Here is a 15,611-nt window from a genome sequence, read left to right as displayed (position 1 = left end):
GCGAGGCTCCGCCGAGCGCGGTCAGTCGCGAAGCCGGGAGCGGAGGACGTCGGTGTCCTGCTCGGTCCAGCCGTTGCGCTCCAGCCAGCCCAGGGGGCCGTCGAACCGCAGGTCGAGGGTGTGCAGGAACTGCGCCATGTACTCCGGGCGCGGCAGGTGGTGGTCGGCGGGCTTGCCGTCGAGGTCCGCGCGGTAGGTGTCGCTGGCGCGCAGGCGGGCGAGGACGCCGTCCAGCCGCTCCCCTGTGGCGACGTAGTCGGCGATGATCGCCTCCCGGGTCACCCCGGCCACGGAGAGGGCGAGCGCGCTCACCACGCCGGTGCGGTCCTTGCCCGCGGCGCAGTGGACCAGCGCCATGCCGTCGTCGCCGGCGAGCACCCGCAGGGCCGCCACGATCGAGTCGGGCCGGGCGCGCAGATATCCGTAGTAGTAGCCGGTGACCCGCAGCTCCTCGTCGACCTTCGGCGACCGGCCCCAGGGCAGGACCCTGTCCCCGTCGATCACGTCGGCCTCCACGTCGGTGAACCGGCCCACCTCGGCGAAGAGGCTGAGGTGGTGGTGCCCCACCTCGGGGACCCGGGTCAGCGGGCCGGGCCCCTCCAGCTGGACCTCCGCGTGGGAGCGCAGGTCGACCACGCTCCTGAGCTTGAGATCTCCGACCAGGCGGGCCAGGTCCCCATCGGTCAGCCCCTGGAGGTTGTCGCCCCTGAGGACCCGCCCGAACCGCGTGGTCCCTCCGTCGGCGGTGGGCAGGCCGCCGAGGTCTCTTACGTTGACAGCACCGTCGAGAGCAATCCAGCGTTCGTTGTCGTTCATCGCCTCGACCTTATCCGGCGCACGCGTCGGCACCATGAGGTGCGAGTTAATGCTCGGTGGCCCGGCGCCGTCCTCCGTACGCGCGGGACTGCCAGGAGCACGTACCAGGACAAGCTCGTACATAACGGAACTTGTCAGAGCGGACGGCGCGGCGGCCCGGCAAGGACGGAGACCGGCGCACCCGCGCCCACCTGGCGATCATGAGCAGCGGCCCGGGAGCTGGGGCGCGATGGACCGATTTTCCCAGCGAATTCGCCGCTGACTGATGCGCCTACTGTGACAAATGCCCGTAATGTAAGCCGTCGCACGGTGCGATCAAATCAGGAGGACGACGATGCGACGGCCGGTTCACCGGTTGGCCATGGCGGCGGCGGTCATGACTGCGGTGACTGCGGGAGTGCTTCCCGCGTCACCGGCCGGGGCCGAGTCCCGGCCTCAATCACCGGCCGGGGCCGAGTCCCGGCAACTGGTGGGGACGTGGTCCACCGCGAGCGACCGGCTGACCCCCACCGACCGGCTCGCCGTCACGATCGGGGGCCAGACCGTCCGCATGGTGGCACGCATCAGCATCGGAGGGTCCGGCCTGCGCGTCCGCCTGTCCAACGTCTTCGGCAGGAAGCCGGTCACGTTCAAGAACGTGCACCTCGGCCTCCAGGCGTACGGCGCGGAGCTCGTCACCAAGTCCAACCGGCCGCTCACGTTCGAGCGCCGCAAGTGGATCACGGTGCAGCCCGGCCAGGCGGTCTGGAGCGATCCTCTGGAGGAGAAGATCTCGGGCCGCCAGGACGTGGTGGTCAGCGCCTACATTCCGACCGCCGTGGAGGAGGTCACCGGTCACGACCGCGCGTACGCGACCACCTACCTCTCCACGCCGGGCGACCACGCCGCCGAAGAGACCGCGGAGTCGTTCACCGGCACCAGCACCCAGTGGTACTTCCTGGACCGCGTCGCGGTGACCACGGGCGGCGGCGCGGGCTCCGTCGTCGCGCTCGGCGACTCCATCACCGACGGCACCGGCCAGGGCAGCGACGCGAACCGGCGGTGGACCGACTACCTCTACCAACGGTTCGGACGGGTCCCGGCCGCCAAGCGGATGGGCGTGCTCAACGTCGGCATCGCGGGGAACCGGGTGCTGCAGCCCGGCGTCGGCCCGAGCGCGCTGAGCCGGTTCAAGCGGGACGTGCTGTCCCAGCCGGGCGTCCGCACGATCGTGGTTCTCGAAGGCATCAACGACATCTCACGGGGCGAGTACACCTCGGCGAAGCCGCTGATCGACGCATACAAGAAGATGATCAAGCTCGCGCACGCGAAGAAGCTGCGCATCCTCGGCGGCACGCTGACACCGTTCTACGGCTACTCGACCTGGACGGAGGAGCGTGAGGAGATCCGCCAGCAGGTCAACGTCTGGATCAGGACCAACAAGGCGTTCGACGCCGTGATCGACTTCGACAAGGCGGTGCGCGACCCCGGATTCCCCGCCCAGCTCGCCGCCCCGTACGACCACGGCGACCACATCCACCTCAGCGACGCCGGCCGCCGCAGGCTCGCGTACACGGTGCGCCTCTCGCAACTCGTCTGACAGCGCGGCCGAAATCCCCTCGGCCCGCTTTCTCTCCTGCCTCCTACCGTGGCGCCCTCACGGGGCGCCACGGTCTGCTCAGGTCGCATCCTGGCGGAGTTCCTTCGTGGCCGATCGATAGGCGACGGCGACGCGCGAGAACATGTCCAGCAGCAGCGGCGCCTGTTCGGGCGTGTAATGCGTGGCGATCGCGTCCAGGTGCCGCCGGGACAGCGCGCAGGCGGCGTCATAGTCGTCCAGGCCGCCCTCGACCAGTTCCACGGTGACCGTGCGTCGATCACGTTCGCCGCGGACCCGGCGCACGTAGCCCGCCTTCTCGAGCCTGTCGATCAGCCGCGTCGTCGAGGCGGACGGCAGCCCGAGCTCCTCGGAGATCGCCCCCACGGCGAGTGGCCCGCGTACCTCCAGCAGGATCGTGGCGGCGACGTCGACGGGTTGCAGGCCGAGCCGGTCGGCGACCGCCTCGTTGTACAGCAGGATCGCGATCAGGAACTCGCGGAAGAGCGTTTCTTCTGGATGTCTGGCGGCCACCTCCAGAACCTACTCCAAAGCAATGTATCTTCGAATCGAAGATACTTCGAAGTGGAGAAGATATGGACCTTCTCGTCATCGGCGCCGGAGTGGGCGGCCTGGCCGTCGCGCGCGTCCTGCTGGCCGCCGGTCACCGGGTGCGGATCTTCGAGCAGGCGCCGGCCCGGCGGACGGCCGGAAAGGCGCTGCTCGTCTGGAGCAACGGCAACGCCGTCCTGAACGATCTCGGCGTCGGCCTGGACGGCCTCGGCGCCCGAATCGACAGGATCGACGCGCTGACCTCCGGCGGCCGGCTGCGCATGAGCATGGACATCGCCCACGCAGCCGACCGGTACGGCTTCCCGACCCAGGCGATCCCCCGCCGTGACCTGCTGGAACGCCTGGCCGACGGCCTGCCGGACGACCTCGTGCACTACGGCATGACCTGCCGGAGCGTGACCCAGGACGAGAACGGCGTCACCGTGACCTTCACCGACGGATCGACGGCGACTGGAGACCTGCTCATCGGAGCCGACGGCCACCATTCGGCCGTACGGCGCCACCTGTGGGGCGACGGCGCCGTGCGACCGGCGACCTTCGGCACCTGGCAGGGCCTCAGCCCGATCGAGACCCCCATCACCGACACGACCCGCCACCTCATGATCACCGGGCGGGAGGGCGCGTGCGGGCTGATGCCCGCCGGGGACGGCCTGCTGCAGTGGTGGTTCGACACGCGCTGGTCGCCCGCCGTTCCGCGGCCGGCCGCGCCACTGGCCGAGCTGAGACGCCGGTTCGGGCATTGGGCGTCACCCGTCCCCGAGGTGCTCGCCGCCGCCACCGAGGACGACCTCGAGTTCTTCGGACACCACTGGAACAAGGTCCGCCAGGTGTGGGGGGAGGGCCGCATCACCCTCGTCGGCGACGCCGCCCACACCATGCCGCCCACTTTGGGGCAGGGCGCGAACCAGACCCTTGAGGACGCGTGGGTGCTCGGGCAGGAACTCGCCAAGGGCGGCGACGATCCGGCGGTACGGCTACGCGCCTACGAGAAGGCCCGCTATCCGCACATATCGCTGGTTTCCCGGATGGCCAAGCGCAACCCCGCCAACTGGCGCACCCCTCCACTGCTCGCCCGGCTGATCCCCGAAACAGCCCAGACGACCATGCTCGCCCGCTTCAGCAACCGCCTCACCGCGACCGCCGCGCAATCCGGGTGACCGCGACCCCAGGCACCGCCCACATCGGGGATCACACTCTTCCGGGTGGGCGGCGGCCGCCTTCCGGCGCAGGTCGTATCGCCGCTCCGCGACGGCGTCGATGCTGTGGGGCTAGGGCCAGGCGAGGAGTTGGAACCAGACGGACTTGCCGTACGAGGTGAGGGTCCAGCCCCAGTCGTGGGAGAAGGTCTCGACGATGGCGAGGCCCCGGCCGCCGACGTCCAGGTCGCGGGCCCGGCACCGGCGCGGCAGCGCGGGACAGGGGTCGTGGACGTCGACGACGAGCAACTCACGCTCACGGCTCACCGAGATGCGCACGGTGCTCGTGGCGGGGACGCCGACGGCTCCGTGGGTGAGGGCGTTGGTGACGAGTTCCGAGACGAGGAGTTCGGCGAGTTCCGGAATGTCGGACGTCGCCTTCCAGTCGACGGCCACGTCGTGGACGAACCGGCGGGCGGACGCCAGGCACCTCCCGTCTCGCGGGATCCACTTCTCACCCAGGACGGGGGCGAGCCGCTCCGTGGCGTACCCCGCGCGTTCGTAGATGGTGGCGCGGGTGGCGGCCGCGCCGTAGGCGGCGGACCCCGCGCGCCCGGTGGACGCGATGCGAGCGGTTGATGTCGTACGGCCGCCGAACGCCTGTTTCATCGGTGCTCTCCTGGGGTCTCGAATTCCCAGAACCAGCGTGCCGAGAGAGCGCTACTGTCTGTAAAGGATTCGTTACCAAGGCCGCTTCTTGCGGATCGGGTTCACGCGATTGAACTCCGACAAAGGAGGCATCGTGGTCGACGCTTACTCACCACAGGCGATATGGGGCAGGGAGCTGCGCCACTACCGGCAGGCGGCGAGCCTCACCCAGGCCCAGCTCGCCGAAAAGATCCACTTCAGCGAATCCCTGATCAGCGGCGTAGAGACCGGCCAGCTTCCGGCCAGCCCCGAGTTCGCCACGGCCTGCGACCAGGCCCTCGCCACCCGAGGCGCGCTGAGCCGCCTGCTCGACTGGCGCAAGGGCCAGGTCTTCCCCTCCTGGTTCGGCAAGTGGCGCGACAAGGAGCAGGTCGCCACCGCGTTGCGGACCTACGAGCCCCTGCTGGTCCCCGGCCTGCTCCAGACCGAGGCGTACGCGCGGGTGGTGTTACGCGGCGACGAGACGGCGGTGGCGGCCCGCCTGCACCGGCAGCTCATCCTCACCCGCGAGGACCCCCCGCCGCCGGTCCTGAGATGTGTGATCGACGAGGCGGTGCTCTATCGGCCGATCGGCGGTCCGAAAGTGATGCGCGAACAGCTCCGCCATCTGGTCGGGGTGACCGGCCCGCGGCTGAGCGTTCAGGTGGTGCCCCAGGGGATGCACTCCGGCCTGCTGGGAGGTTTCGTAATCGCGACCCTCGACGGCGGAGCCGACGTACTGTATGCGGAGACCGCCGTCCGGGGCATCGCCACCAGCGACCACGAGGACGTCGGCACAGCGATCGAGCGGTTCGAGGCGATACGCACAGAGGCGTTGCCGCTGAACATGTCCCTTGAGCTCATTGAGAGAACGGTGGAGGAACGATGGACCTGAGCAAGACGCGCTGGCGCAAGTCAAGCTTCTCCGGCGACAACGGCGGAAACTGCGTCGAGATCGCGGAGCTGACCGGCGTCGCCGCCGGCCCCTCGCATCCCGTCGGCGCCGCGGCGGTCGGCGACGCCGCCCACAGGCTGGGTCGCGTCGCGGGGGCCGCGCACAAAATGGACCACGACCGGCTGATCGCGGTACGCGACTCGAAGGACCCCGAGGGGCCCAAGCTGTTCTTCACCCCCGCCGAGTGGGACGCCTTCGTCGCCGGGGTCAAGGCCGACGAGTTCGACCTCGCCTGACCCCGCACCCACCCCCTCCGTACTCACCCGCCTCCGGCCGCCATCCCCCTCCCATGCCGGCCGGAGGCGTGGGCCGTACGGAATGTTCCGCGGGCGGGACGGCGGAGATCAGGTGGTGAGGCGGGCGGCCAGGTCGGCGAGGCTGTCGACGACCAGGTCGGCCTGGGACGCCTCCGGACGCTCCGCGTGGAGGTAGCCCCAGGGACCGCGACGCAGCAGCGCGGCGCGCATGCCCGCCCCCTTCGCCGGCCGGACGTCGTTGTCGATCCGGTCGCCGACGTAGAGGATCTCCTCCGGGCTCCGGCCCGCCACGGCCGCGACCTTGGCGAAGAACTCCGGCGCGGGCTTCTCGACCTCCCAGGCGGCCGAGGTGTGGATCGCGTCCACCGGCAGGTCCATGGCGAGCAGCGCGTCGTACGCCTGGCTCGGCTGATTGCCCGCGATGATCAGTTCGTATCCGGCGGCCCTGAGCGCGGCGAGGCTGTCGCGCACGTCGGGGTAGAGGTCGTCGCCGTCGAAGTTCTCGCGCAGGCGGTCCGGGTCCTCCGCGCGCCACGCCGCGATCTCGGCGTCGAGGTCGAGGCCGGGGCGGATCACCTGGAACGCGTCGGCGTGCGAGCGGTCGAGCGCGGCCATCCCGCCGAGGACGCCCATGAACGTCAGGCGCGGCACCCCCAGCCGGTCGGCCCACCGGGACCAGATGCGCGTCTCGTCGATCAGGGTCTCACCGACGTCGAACACCAGTGACCGGATGTTCACGGCCGCTCCTCCACATTTCTCTCACGCTTTCCCGTCACAGCCGCTCCATCGCCTTGCGGATGCGCTTCTCCGAGACCGGGGTCGGGGTCCCGAGCTGCTGGGCGAAGAAGCTGACCCGCAGCTCCTCGATCATCCAGCGGACCTCGCGTACGGCCGGACTGTCGCGCTCCGCCGGCTTGAGCCGGTCGAGCAGGTCGCGGTACTCGTCCTCGACGTCGTGGACCCGGTGCATCCACTCGCGGTCGCGGTGCGGGTCGTCCGGCAGCTTCTGCAGGCGGCGCTCGACCGCCCGCAGGTAGCGGTGCAGGTCGGGCAGCCGGGCGTACCCGGTCGCGGTGACGAAGCCGGGATAGATCAGGCCGTCGAGGTGCTCCTTGATGTCGGCGACCGCGTCGGCCGGGCCGGTGACGGCGTTCTGCACGGTGTGCCACGTCGCCAGGACCCGCTCCACCTTGCCGACGACGTCCTCGGTGGTGTCGTACAGCCCGGCGCGCACGTGGTCGTGCAGCCGCCCAAATCCGGCGGCGTCCCAGGCAGGGCCGCCGGCCTCGGCGATGAGCCGGTCGGCGGCGCAGGCGGTGCAATCGTCGAACAGCTCGGCGGCCCCTCCGTGCGGGCTGCGGCTGAGCGCCAGCTTCTGCGTCATGGTCAGCCCGCGCAGGATGGCCTTGGCCGGGCTGACCGAGCCGAGCAGCAGCAGCCGCCGGGTGCCCGCCCACATCGCGGGTTCCTGCTCGGCGGGCGTGTCGAACATCCGCACCGCGACGCTGTCCTTCTCGTCCACGAGCGCGGGATAGGCCTTCATGCGGCCCTGCTCGAACAGGCGGGGCAGCGTGCCGATGGTCCACTCGCGCAGGCCGGTGCGTTCCAGGTCGTCGGCCGCCTTCGACAGTGTGGCGCGCAGCCGGGGGGCGAGCCGCCGCTTGAGCCCGTCGAGGTCCTTGTCCTCGGCGATCACGTGCTTCCTGTCGTCGACCACCCGGTACGTGATGCGCAGGTGGTCGGGCACCTGGTCCGGCGCCCAGGCGTCGCGCGGGATCGTCACGCCGGTCAGCCGGTGCAGCTCCCGCTCCAGCACGTCGAGCAGCGGCTCGGCCGGAGCGCCTTCCTGTTGGGCGGCCGACACCCGTTCGAGCACGGCCTTCGCGTAGTTGGGCGCGGGCACGAAGTTGCGCCGCAGCTGCTTGGGCAGCGACCGGATCAGCGCGGTGACGAGGTCCTCGCGCAGGCCCGGGATCTGCCAGTCGAACCCGGTGGCCTCAACCTGGTTGAGCACGGCGAGCGGGACGTGCACGGTGACGCCGTCGGCGTCGGTGCCCGGCTCGAACTGGTAGGTGAGGCGCATCCGCTGGCCACGCTGCCGCCAGGCGTCCGGGTAGTCCCGGGCGCTCACCCCGGCGCTCTCGTTGACCAGCATCTCGGGCGAGAACGTCAGCAGGTCGGGCTTGGCGGGAGCCGTCTTCTTCCACCAGCTGTCGAAGTGGCGTCCGGAGACGACGTCGGCGGGGATCCGCTGGTCGTAGAAGTCGAACAGCGTCTCGTCGTCGACCAGGATGTCCCGGCGGCGGGCCTTCTCCTCAAGCTGCTCGACCTCCTGGAGCAGCTTGCGATTCTCCTGGAAGAACTTGTGGTGGGTGCGCCAGTCGCCCTCCACCAGCGCGTGCCTGATGAACAGCTCGCGGCTCAGCTCGGGGTCGATCCGGCCGTAGTTGACCTTGCGCTCGGTCACGATCGGCACGCCGTACAGGGTCACCTTCTCGAGGGCGACGACGGCGGCCTGGTCCTTCTCCCAGTGCGGCTCGCTGTAGGTGCGCTTGAGGAGGTGCTGGGCGAGCGGCTCGATCCAGCCCGGCTCGATCTTGGCGTTGACCCGGGCCCAGAGCCGCGAGGTCTCCACCAGTTCGGCGGACATGACCCACTGCGGTTGCGCCTTGGCCAGCGCCGACCCCGGGAAGATCGCGAAGCGGGCGTTGCGGGCGCCGATGTACTCGGTGATGGGGCGGCGCGGCCCGTCCGGCTTGCGCGCGCCCTTCGACTCCATGACGTCCTTGACGCCGATGTGCGACAGCAGCCCGGACAGCAGCGAGACGTGCACCCGCTGCGGGTCAGCGTCCACGCTGTTGACGACGACGCCGAGGTTCTTGGCCACCTGGCGGAGCTGGCTGTCGATGTCCTGCCACTCGCGTACGCGCAGGTAGTTGAGGAACTCGCTGCGGCACAGCCGGCGGAACGCGCTGGAGGACAGCTCGCGCTGCCGCTCCTTGAGGTAGTTCCACAGGTTGAGGTAGGTGACGAAGTCGGATTCCTTGTCGGCGAACCTGCGGTGCTTCTCGTCGGCCGCCTGCTGCTTGTCCACCGGGCGCTCGCGCGGGTCCTGGATGGACAGCGCCGCCGTGATGATCATGACTTCGCGGACGCAGCCGTTCTTGTCGGCCTCCAGCACCATGCGGGCCAGCCGCGGGTCCACGGGAAGCTGCGCGATCTTCCGGCCGACCGGGGTCAGCCCCTTGGCGTCCAGCGCGCCGAGCTCGTGCAGCAGGTTGACGCCGTCCTTGATCTGGCGGCTGTCCGGCGGCTCCACGAACGGGAAGGCCGCGATGTCACCGAGGCCCAGCGACGTCATCTGGAGGATGACCGACGCCAGGTTGGTACGGAGGATCTCCGGGTCGGTGAACTCGGGCCGGGTGAGGAAGTCCTCCTCCGAGTACAGCCGGATGCAGATGCCGTCGGAGGTGCGGCCGCAGCGTCCCTTGCGCTGGTTGGCGCTCGCCTGCGAGATCGGCTCGATGGGCAGCCGCTGCACCTTGAGCCGGTGGCTGTACCGGGAGATGCGGGCGGCGCCCGGGTCGATGACGTACTTGATGCCGGGGACGGTGAGGGAGGTCTCGGCGACGTTGGTGGCCAGGACGATCCGGCGGCCGCGGTGCGACTGGAACACGCGGTGCTGCTCGGCCGCCGACAGCCGGGCGTACAGCGGGAGGACCTCCTCGTCGCGTCCCTTCAGCGCGTCGGCGGTGTCGCGGATCTCACGCTCGCCGCTGAGGAAGACGAGGATGTCGCCCGGCCCCTCGGCACACAGCTCGTCCACCGCGGTGGCGATCGCCTGCGCCTGGTCGTCGTCCTCCTCGATCGGGCGGTAGCGCACCTCGACCGGATAGGTACGGCCGGAGACCTCGACGATCGGCGCGTCGCCCTGAGGGGAGGCGAAGTGCCGCGCGAACCGCTCGGGGTCGATCGTGGCGGAGGTGATGATGACCTTGAGGTCGGGCCTCTTGGGCAGGAGCTGCCTGAGATAGCCGAGGATGAAGTCGATGTTGAGGCTGCGTTCGTGCGCCTCGTCGATGATGAGCGTGTCGTAGCGCAGCAGCATCGGGTCGGTCTGCATCTCGGCCAGCAGGATGCCGTCGGTCATCAGCTTGACCAGCGTGCCGTCGCTGGAGTGGTCGGTGAAGCGCACCTTGTAGCCGACGGCGTCGCCGAGCGAGATCGACAGCTCCTCGGCGATGCGCTCGGCCACCGTACGCGCCGCGATCCGGCGCGGCTGGGTGTGGCCGATCAGCCCGTGGACGCCGCGGCCCAGCTCCAGGCAGATCTTCGGGATCTGCGTGGTCTTGCCGGAGCCGGTCTCGCCCGCGACGATCACGACCTGGTTGTCTCTGATGGCCGCCAGCAGGTCGTCCTTGCGCTGGCTGACCGGAAGCTGCGGCGGATAGCTGATCGGCGGCACGGCCTCGCGCCTGGCCGCGACGCGGAGTTCGGCCGCCTCGATGTCGGCGGCGATCTCTGCGGCCACGGCCTGGCGCGCCTTGCCGTCCCGTATCTTGCGCATGCCGTCGATGCGCCGGCGGAGCCTGCGCTGATCGCGCAGCATCAGGTCAGGCAGGCTTCCCTGCAGATCGGCGAGCGAAGTTTTCATCCCGCCGTAAGCATAGGTACGGCCGGGTATGTCTCCGCCACCGGATTACCGTCGGAGCGGTCGCGCCCGGGGGTTCCGACGAGGTCAAGCCGGGCGGAAGGACTCATATTCCGCTACGCGGGAGAGTCCGTCCCACCCCCGGCCACAACCGCGGGGGCACTGCGGACGAACCGGTAGCCAACGTTCCGCACGGTCACGATCTTCCCAGCGTACCGGCCCAGCTTCCTGCGCAGCCGCAGGATGTGGACGTCGACGGTGCGGGCGCTCTCGTCCCCGTACTTGTCCCACACGGCGGCCATGATCTGGCGGCGCGTGTAGACGCGTCCGGGCGCGGAGCACAGGAAGTCGAGCAGCTCGAACTCGCGGTAGGTGAGCTCGATGTCGTCGCCGTCCACCCGCACGGTGCGGGCCGTGCGGTCCACGACGACCCCGTCGGCATCGGCGGCGTCCACGGGGAGCGCGGGCGGCGCCTGGCGCGCATCCCGGACCTGGGGCGCCTGGGACAGGGGGACGACGTGCCCGACGATGATGAGCGCGGCCTCCGCCCCGGGGAGGGGGACCACGCTGAGTACGGTGCCCTCGTCCGCCCCGGCCCGGTCATGGACCGGCTCGCGGGCGGCGAGGTCGATGATCTCCGCCTGGGTCATTGCGCTTCTCCTTCGGACCTGGTGACGTGCCGGATCTTGTGGGACCGGGGGTCAACAGGCGGCGGCGCAGACGCGGAGCAGATCGATGTGACGACGCTCGGTCAGAACTCGCCGTGATCTCATGTCAGCCATCATGACATCGGATTTCTATGGTGTCCAGGTAGGTATTTAGGAAATTGGCGGTTGACAGCCCGCCGCTGCCAGACTTCAAGGCGAGAACGGCACCCAGCGGGAGGAACTGTGATCATCGTGTGCGGCGAGGCCCTCGTCGACCTCGTCCCGACCGGCGCGGAGAACACCTGGCGCGCCGTCCCGGGCGGCGGCCCGGCCAACACGGCGGTCGCCGTCGCGCGGCTCGGCACCCCCGCCCGGCTGCTGTGCCGGCTGTCGCGGGACGGGTTCGGACGGCGGCTGCGCGACCACCTGACCGAGAGCGGCGTGGACCTCTCCCTCGCCGTCGAGGCGGACGAGCCCGCGACGCTGGCGGTCGTGGACGTCGACGAGCACGGCTCCGCGGACTTCCGGTTCTACCTGGAGCGCACCGCCGACTGGCAGTGGACCCCCGGCGAGCTGCCCGCGACGCTGCCGCCCGGCACCCGGGCCCTGCACGTCGGCTCGGTCGCCTCCGTCGTACAGCCGGGCGCCGACGTGCTGCGCTCGTGGGCCGCGAGCCACCGGGACGAGGTCACGGTGGTCTACGACGTCAACGTGCGACCGGCCGCGCTGCCGGGGCGGGAGCCGTACCTGGAGAAGGTGGAGGCGTGGCTGCGGACGGCGCACGTGGTCAAGGCCAGCGAGGAGGATCTGCGCTGGCTGCACCCGGAACGCGCCCCGCTCGACACGGCGCGGGCATGGCTCGCCGAGCACGACCTCGACCTCGTCCTGGTGACCCGGGGAGCGGCCGGAGCGGTCGCGCTGCCCCGCGCCGGCTCCCCCGCGGAGGCGGACGGCGTGCCCGTACGGGTGGTGGACACGGTCGGCGCCGGGGACGCCTTCACCGGCGCCTTCCTGCACGCGACCGCCGACCGGGGCATGGCGCTCCCGGACGCGCTGCGCTACGCGGTCCTCACCGCCGCGCTCACCTGCACGCGGGAGGGCGCGGCGCCGCCGTCACGCGCGGAGGTCGACGCCCGCTTCTAGGCCGATTTGTACGCACGCGTACCGTTTGTCAAACATTACGGAGGGTAATCAGAAGAGGGATGTCACCGTCCAGGGGGGAACATGATCCGCACTCTCCACAAGATGGGGCTGCGCTCCAGCATGATGTACACGGCTGGGCTCGCCTCGATCGGCCTCGCCGCCACGTCCTGGTTCCTGTCGAGGGGCGACAAGGCCGCGGGCCAGGGCCGGGCGGACCACTGGGGCCTCTTCGTCGGCGAGTGGGCGCCGACGTTCTTCGCCATGGGGGTCGCACTCCGCATGGAGGAGATGCGCGACATGAAGCGGCGCGATACGGCCGAATGGCAGGAGACGCAGCAGCAGGCGATGCGCACCCCCTCCCGGGCCGGAGTGTGAACTGATCCGAGCCCGCGGTCCCGCCGTACCCGGACGCCGGTGGAGGCCGGCGGACGGCCTCCACCGGCGTCCCGCGAGAATGTCCAGGTGAGCACTGACCTTCGCTATCCCGAGCCGACCAACCCGGCGTTCCTCTTCGACCTCGACGGCACCCTGATCGACAGCGTGTACCAGCACGTGATCGCCTGGCGTTCGGCGCTGGCCGGGATAGGCATCGACCTGTCGGTCTGGCGCATCCACCGGCGCATCGGCATGAGCGGCGGCCTCTTCGTCACCGCGCTGCTGCGCGAGACGGGCCTGTCGCTGACGCAGGAGCAGATCGACGACCTCCAGCACGCGCACGCCGCCGCCTACACCGAGCAGCTGGACTCGGTGAAGCCGCTGCCGGGGGCGATCGAGCTGCTGTCCGAGCTCACCGAGCGCGGGGTGCCGTGGGCGATCGCGACCAGCGGGTACGCCAAGACCGCCCGGCGGGCGCTCGACATGCTCCGGCTGCCGGAGGACACCCCCATGGTCACGCGTGACATGGTGCGCCGGGCCAAGCCCGACCCCGACCTCTTCCTCGCCGGCGCCGCCGTGCTCGACATCGACCCCCGCTCGGCGATGGTGGTCGGGGACAGCGTCTGGGACCTGCTCGCCGCGCGTCGCGCCGGGGCGCTCGGGATCGGCCTGCTGTCCGGCGGGTACGGCAGGGACGAGCTGGAGCGCGCGGGCGCGTTCCGGGTGTACTCCGACCCCGCCGACATGCTCAACCGCCTCGACGAGCTCGGCGTACGACAGAACTCCTGACCCCCCGTTCCCGCGCCCGTCCGGCCGGTGACGATCGTCAGGCCGGCGCGGGCGCGGATCCCGTGGGCGGCGGCCGCGTGGCATGTCCGGCGGCTCGTGAGCCGGACGCGCGCGGATCGTCCACGCATCACAGTTCCTCGGGCGGCGCCTCCATCACCTGGCGCACCTCGATCGGCATGTTGAGCGGCTTGCCGCCGGGGCCGGGCGCGGCCGAGATGTAGGCCGCGACCTCGGTCGCCCGCTCCGGGCTCTCGCAGTCGATGATCCACCACCCGATGAGGAACTCCTTCGTCTCGGGGAACGGGCCATCGGTGATCACGGGGCCGCCGTCGCCGGACCGTACGATCCGGGCCTGGTCGGGGCCCGTGAGTCCCTGGGCGTCGACGAACAGGCCGTCCTCGACGAGCTTGCGGTCCGTCTCGCGCATGAACTGGATGTGCGCCGTGACGTCCTCCGCCGGCCAGGTGTGGATCGGCGGGACGTCGCTCTGCCCGCTGAACTGCATCAGCAGCATGTATTTCATGGTCTCGCTCCCTGAGCTTGTCGACAGTTCACCCCAGGTCGAAGCACGCGACCTCGTTCTCGACATTCTCGGGAGAATTCGCGGAAGAAATCTCGGCCGGCCGGGTTCCCTGCCGTGGACGCTCCGCCGACCTCCCGGAGTTGGGGTTCCAGAGGGCGGCACAGGCGTGTCGGGGTGGCAGAGGCGTGGGCGGCCCCGCAGCGTGGGCCCGTGACTACGTGGTCGAAACGGATGCCGTCGCGCCGCATGGCGCGGGACGCCCGGCTGGTCGTCGCCGCGAGGGCGCTGCGAACCTTCGGGTACGGATGCACGAGCGTCCTGCTGGCCGGGATGCTCACCCAGGACGGCGACGCTCCCTGGCAGACGGGGATGCTGCTCGCCGCCGCGTCGGCGGGGTCCGTGGCGTCCAGCCTGGCGCTCGGGCTGTTCGCCGACCGCTGGGGCCGGCGGCGCGCGCTGATCGTGTGCGGATGCCTGATGGCGCTCGCCGGGGCCGTCTTCGCGGTCAGCGAGTCGTACCCGGCCCTGGTCGCGGCCGCGTTCGTCGGCACCATCTCGCCGTCGACCAACGACAACACCCCCTTCTCCGGAGTCGAGCAGTCGATCCTCGCCCAGATGTGCGAACCCGCCCGGCTCACCAGGATCTTCACTGTCTACAACGTGACCGCGCTCGCGGCGGGGGCGCTCGGCGGACTGGCCGCGGCCGCGCTGGGACTGCAGCACGTCGTCTCCGCCGGGGACGCCGCGTTCGCGCTGTACGCGGTGCTGGCGGCCGCGACCGTGCTGCTGTTCCTCGGGCTCTCCCCCGCCGCCGAAGCGGGCGCCGTCGCCGCGAGCGGGGACGCGGCGAAGAACGGAGACGTGGAGGACCTCGCCCCGGTCCCGATGTCGCGGCTGCCGCGCCGGGTGCACCGCCTGGTGGGTCTGTTCGCCGTGGACGCCTTCGCGGGCGGTCTCGTCGTGCAGGCCGTCCTCGCCTGGTGGTTCGCGCACCGCTTCGGCGCGACCACCTCCCAGCTGGGACTGATCTTCTTCGCCGCGAACCTGCTGCCCGCGCTCGCGCAGCTCACCGCGCCCCTGCTGGCCGCACGCCGCGGGCTGCTCACCGCGATGCTGCTGCCGCATTTCGCGTCCAACCTGCTCCTCGCCTGCGTCGCGTTCGCCCCGGGCCTCGGCGCCGCGGTCGTCCTGCTCCTGATGCGGCAGAGCCTCTCGAAGATCGATGTGCCCGCTCGCCAGGCGTTCATGGCGGTGGCTGTACGGCCGAGCGAGCGTACGGCGGCCGCGAGCATGACCAGCATCGCCCGCAGCGTCGCGGTCTCCGTGAGCCCCGTCGCCGCGACCGCGATGCTCTCCGGGCCGATCGGCGTCGCGGGCGCGCCGCTGCTGCTCGGCGCCGCTCTCGCCATCGGGTACGACGTCACGATCTGGCGCGCCTACCGGTCGGCTGTCCCGGCCACGGAGTCCTGAGCCCGGTTCGCAG

The 15,611-nt window shown here is 70.8% G+C and carries 15 protein-coding genes; 8 read left to right on the top strand and 7 right to left on the bottom strand.

Going from position 1 to position 15,611, the window contains the following annotated elements; translation table 11 throughout:
- Positions 1 to 21: 21 nt before the first annotated feature.
- Positions 22 to 816 (bottom strand): tyrosine-protein phosphatase, encoded by a 795-nt coding sequence (locus tag ACQP1V_RS11870; protein ID WP_433421970.1) that lies wholly within the window; start codon positions 814 to 816, stop codon positions 22 to 24.
- A 334-nt stretch (positions 817 to 1,150) separates the two neighbouring features.
- On the opposite strand from ACQP1V_RS11870, the gene ACQP1V_RS11865 reads away from it, so the two are divergent.
- Positions 1,151 to 2,395: an SGNH/GDSL hydrolase family protein gene (locus ACQP1V_RS11865; protein ID WP_433421967.1), complete on the top strand. Its 1,245-nt coding sequence runs from the start codon at positions 1,151 to 1,153 to the stop codon at positions 2,393 to 2,395.
- 78 nt (positions 2,396 to 2,473) lie between these two features.
- On the opposite strand, the gene ACQP1V_RS11860 is transcribed toward ACQP1V_RS11865, so the two are convergent.
- Positions 2,474 to 2,926: a MarR family winged helix-turn-helix transcriptional regulator gene (locus tag ACQP1V_RS11860; protein ID WP_433421964.1), complete on the bottom strand. Its 453-nt coding sequence runs from the start codon at positions 2,924 to 2,926 to the stop codon at positions 2,474 to 2,476.
- A gap of 62 nt (positions 2,927 to 2,988) precedes the next feature.
- On the opposite strand from ACQP1V_RS11860, the gene ACQP1V_RS11855 reads away from it, so the two are divergent.
- Positions 2,989 to 4,122: an FAD-dependent oxidoreductase gene (locus tag ACQP1V_RS11855; RefSeq protein ID WP_433421961.1), complete on the top strand. Its 1,134-nt coding sequence runs from the start codon at positions 2,989 to 2,991 to the stop codon at positions 4,120 to 4,122.
- A gap of 111 nt (positions 4,123 to 4,233) precedes the next feature.
- Here the strand turns inward: ACQP1V_RS11855 and ACQP1V_RS11850 are convergent, their stop codons facing one another.
- On the bottom strand, positions 4,234 to 4,770 hold the full coding sequence (locus tag ACQP1V_RS11850) for an ATP-binding protein (RefSeq protein ID WP_067130982.1): 537 nt from the start codon (positions 4,768 to 4,770) through the stop codon (positions 4,234 to 4,236).
- Positions 4,771 to 4,903: 133 nt separating this feature from the next.
- Between ACQP1V_RS11850 and ACQP1V_RS11845 the strand changes: the two genes are divergently transcribed.
- Positions 4,904 to 5,683 (top strand): helix-turn-helix domain-containing protein, encoded by a 780-nt coding sequence (locus tag ACQP1V_RS11845; RefSeq protein ID WP_387412518.1) that lies wholly within the window; start codon positions 4,904 to 4,906, stop codon positions 5,681 to 5,683.
- A complete protein-coding gene (locus ACQP1V_RS11840) occupies positions 5,674 to 5,979 on the top strand; it encodes a DUF397 domain-containing protein (protein ID WP_433421958.1) in 306 nt (101 codons plus the stop codon). The genes ACQP1V_RS11845 and ACQP1V_RS11840 overlap by 10 nt, the downstream gene beginning before the upstream one ends.
- A 108-nt stretch (positions 5,980 to 6,087) precedes the next feature.
- Here the strand turns inward: ACQP1V_RS11840 and ACQP1V_RS11835 are convergent, their stop codons facing one another.
- The 3 genes from ACQP1V_RS11835 to ACQP1V_RS11825 all read right to left on the bottom strand — a co-directional run bounded on the left by ACQP1V_RS11835 (position 6,088) and on the right by ACQP1V_RS11825 (position 11,301).
- Positions 6,088 to 6,732 carry an HAD family hydrolase gene (locus ACQP1V_RS11835; RefSeq protein WP_433425808.1) on the bottom strand — a complete coding sequence of 215 codons (645 nt, stop codon included), beginning with the start codon at positions 6,730 to 6,732 and terminating at the stop codon, positions 6,088 to 6,090.
- Positions 6,733 to 6,772: 40 nt separating this feature from the next.
- Complete coding sequence (gene hrpA / locus ACQP1V_RS11830; RefSeq protein WP_433421956.1) at positions 6,773 to 10,654, bottom strand: ATP-dependent RNA helicase HrpA; 3,882 nt, start codon at positions 10,652 to 10,654, stop codon at positions 6,773 to 6,775.
- A 113-nt stretch (positions 10,655 to 10,767) separates the two neighbouring features.
- Positions 10,768 to 11,301 carry a winged helix-turn-helix domain-containing protein gene (locus tag ACQP1V_RS11825; RefSeq protein WP_433421954.1) on the bottom strand — a complete coding sequence of 178 codons (534 nt, stop codon included), beginning with the start codon at positions 11,299 to 11,301 and terminating at the stop codon, positions 10,768 to 10,770.
- A gap of 240 nt (positions 11,302 to 11,541) precedes the next feature.
- On the opposite strand from ACQP1V_RS11825, the gene ACQP1V_RS11820 reads away from it, so the two are divergent.
- The 3 genes from ACQP1V_RS11820 to ACQP1V_RS11810 all read left to right on the top strand — a co-directional run bounded on the left by ACQP1V_RS11820 (position 11,542) and on the right by ACQP1V_RS11810 (position 13,605).
- Positions 11,542 to 12,441 carry a carbohydrate kinase family protein gene (locus ACQP1V_RS11820; RefSeq protein ID WP_433421951.1) on the top strand — a complete coding sequence of 300 codons (900 nt, stop codon included), beginning with the start codon at positions 11,542 to 11,544 and terminating at the stop codon, positions 12,439 to 12,441.
- 81 nt (positions 12,442 to 12,522) lie between these two features.
- Complete coding sequence (locus tag ACQP1V_RS11815) at positions 12,523 to 12,816, top strand: hypothetical protein (protein ID WP_433421949.1); 294 nt, start codon at positions 12,523 to 12,525, stop codon at positions 12,814 to 12,816.
- Positions 12,817 to 12,903: 87 nt separating this feature from the next.
- Entirely contained in the window at positions 12,904 to 13,605 is a 702-nt protein-coding gene (locus ACQP1V_RS11810) for an HAD family hydrolase (RefSeq protein ID WP_387412528.1), read from the top strand.
- A gap of 127 nt (positions 13,606 to 13,732) precedes the next feature.
- Here ACQP1V_RS11810 and ACQP1V_RS11805 read toward each other — a convergent pair whose 3' ends face one another.
- Positions 13,733 to 14,128 carry a YciI family protein gene (locus ACQP1V_RS11805; RefSeq protein ID WP_433421946.1) on the bottom strand — a complete coding sequence of 132 codons (396 nt, stop codon included), beginning with the start codon at positions 14,126 to 14,128 and terminating at the stop codon, positions 13,733 to 13,735.
- 210 nt (positions 14,129 to 14,338) lie between these two features.
- Here ACQP1V_RS11805 and ACQP1V_RS11800 point away from each other — a divergent pair, with 210 nt between their 5' ends.
- On the top strand, positions 14,339 to 15,598 hold the full coding sequence (locus tag ACQP1V_RS11800; RefSeq protein ID WP_433421943.1) for an MFS transporter: 1,260 nt from the start codon (positions 14,339 to 14,341) through the stop codon (positions 15,596 to 15,598).
- Positions 15,599 to 15,611: the final 13 nt, after the last annotated feature.

The sequence above is a fragment of the Microtetraspora malaysiensis genome (assembly GCF_050947145.1).
Classification (GTDB): Bacteria; Actinomycetota; Actinomycetes; order Streptosporangiales; family Streptosporangiaceae; genus Microtetraspora_A; species Microtetraspora_A malaysiensis.
Note: the sequence above shows the minus strand (reverse complement) of the source record. Positions and strands in the feature narration are given on the sequence as shown.

Excerpts from the sequence above, each read along its gene's own strand:
- ACQP1V_RS11805 (WP_433421946.1), bottom strand. The coding sequence starts at position 14,128 with ATGAAATACATGCTGCTGATGCAGTTCAGCGGGCAGAGCGACGTCCCG.
- ACQP1V_RS11815 (WP_433421949.1), top strand. The coding sequence starts at position 12,523 with ATGATCCGCACTCTCCACAAGATGGGGCTGCGCTCCAGCATGATGTAC.
- ACQP1V_RS11825 (WP_433421954.1), bottom strand. The coding sequence starts at position 11,301 with ATGACCCAGGCGGAGATCATCGACCTCGCCGCCCGCGAGCCGGTCCAT.
- ACQP1V_RS11840 (WP_433421958.1), top strand. The coding sequence starts at position 5,674 with ATGGACCTGAGCAAGACGCGCTGGCGCAAGTCAAGCTTCTCCGGCGAC.
- hrpA (WP_433421956.1), bottom strand. The coding sequence starts at position 10,654 with ATGAAAACTTCGCTCGCCGATCTGCAGGGAAGCCTGCCTGACCTGATG.
- ACQP1V_RS11855 (WP_433421961.1), top strand. The coding sequence starts at position 2,989 with ATGGACCTTCTCGTCATCGGCGCCGGAGTGGGCGGCCTGGCCGTCGCG.
- ACQP1V_RS11870 (WP_433421970.1), bottom strand. The coding sequence starts at position 816 with ATGAACGACAACGAACGCTGGATTGCTCTCGACGGTGCTGTCAACGTA.
- ACQP1V_RS11850 (WP_067130982.1), bottom strand. The coding sequence starts at position 4,770 with ATGAAACAGGCGTTCGGCGGCCGTACGACATCAACCGCTCGCATCGCG.
- ACQP1V_RS11865 (WP_433421967.1), top strand. The coding sequence starts at position 1,151 with ATGCGACGGCCGGTTCACCGGTTGGCCATGGCGGCGGCGGTCATGACT.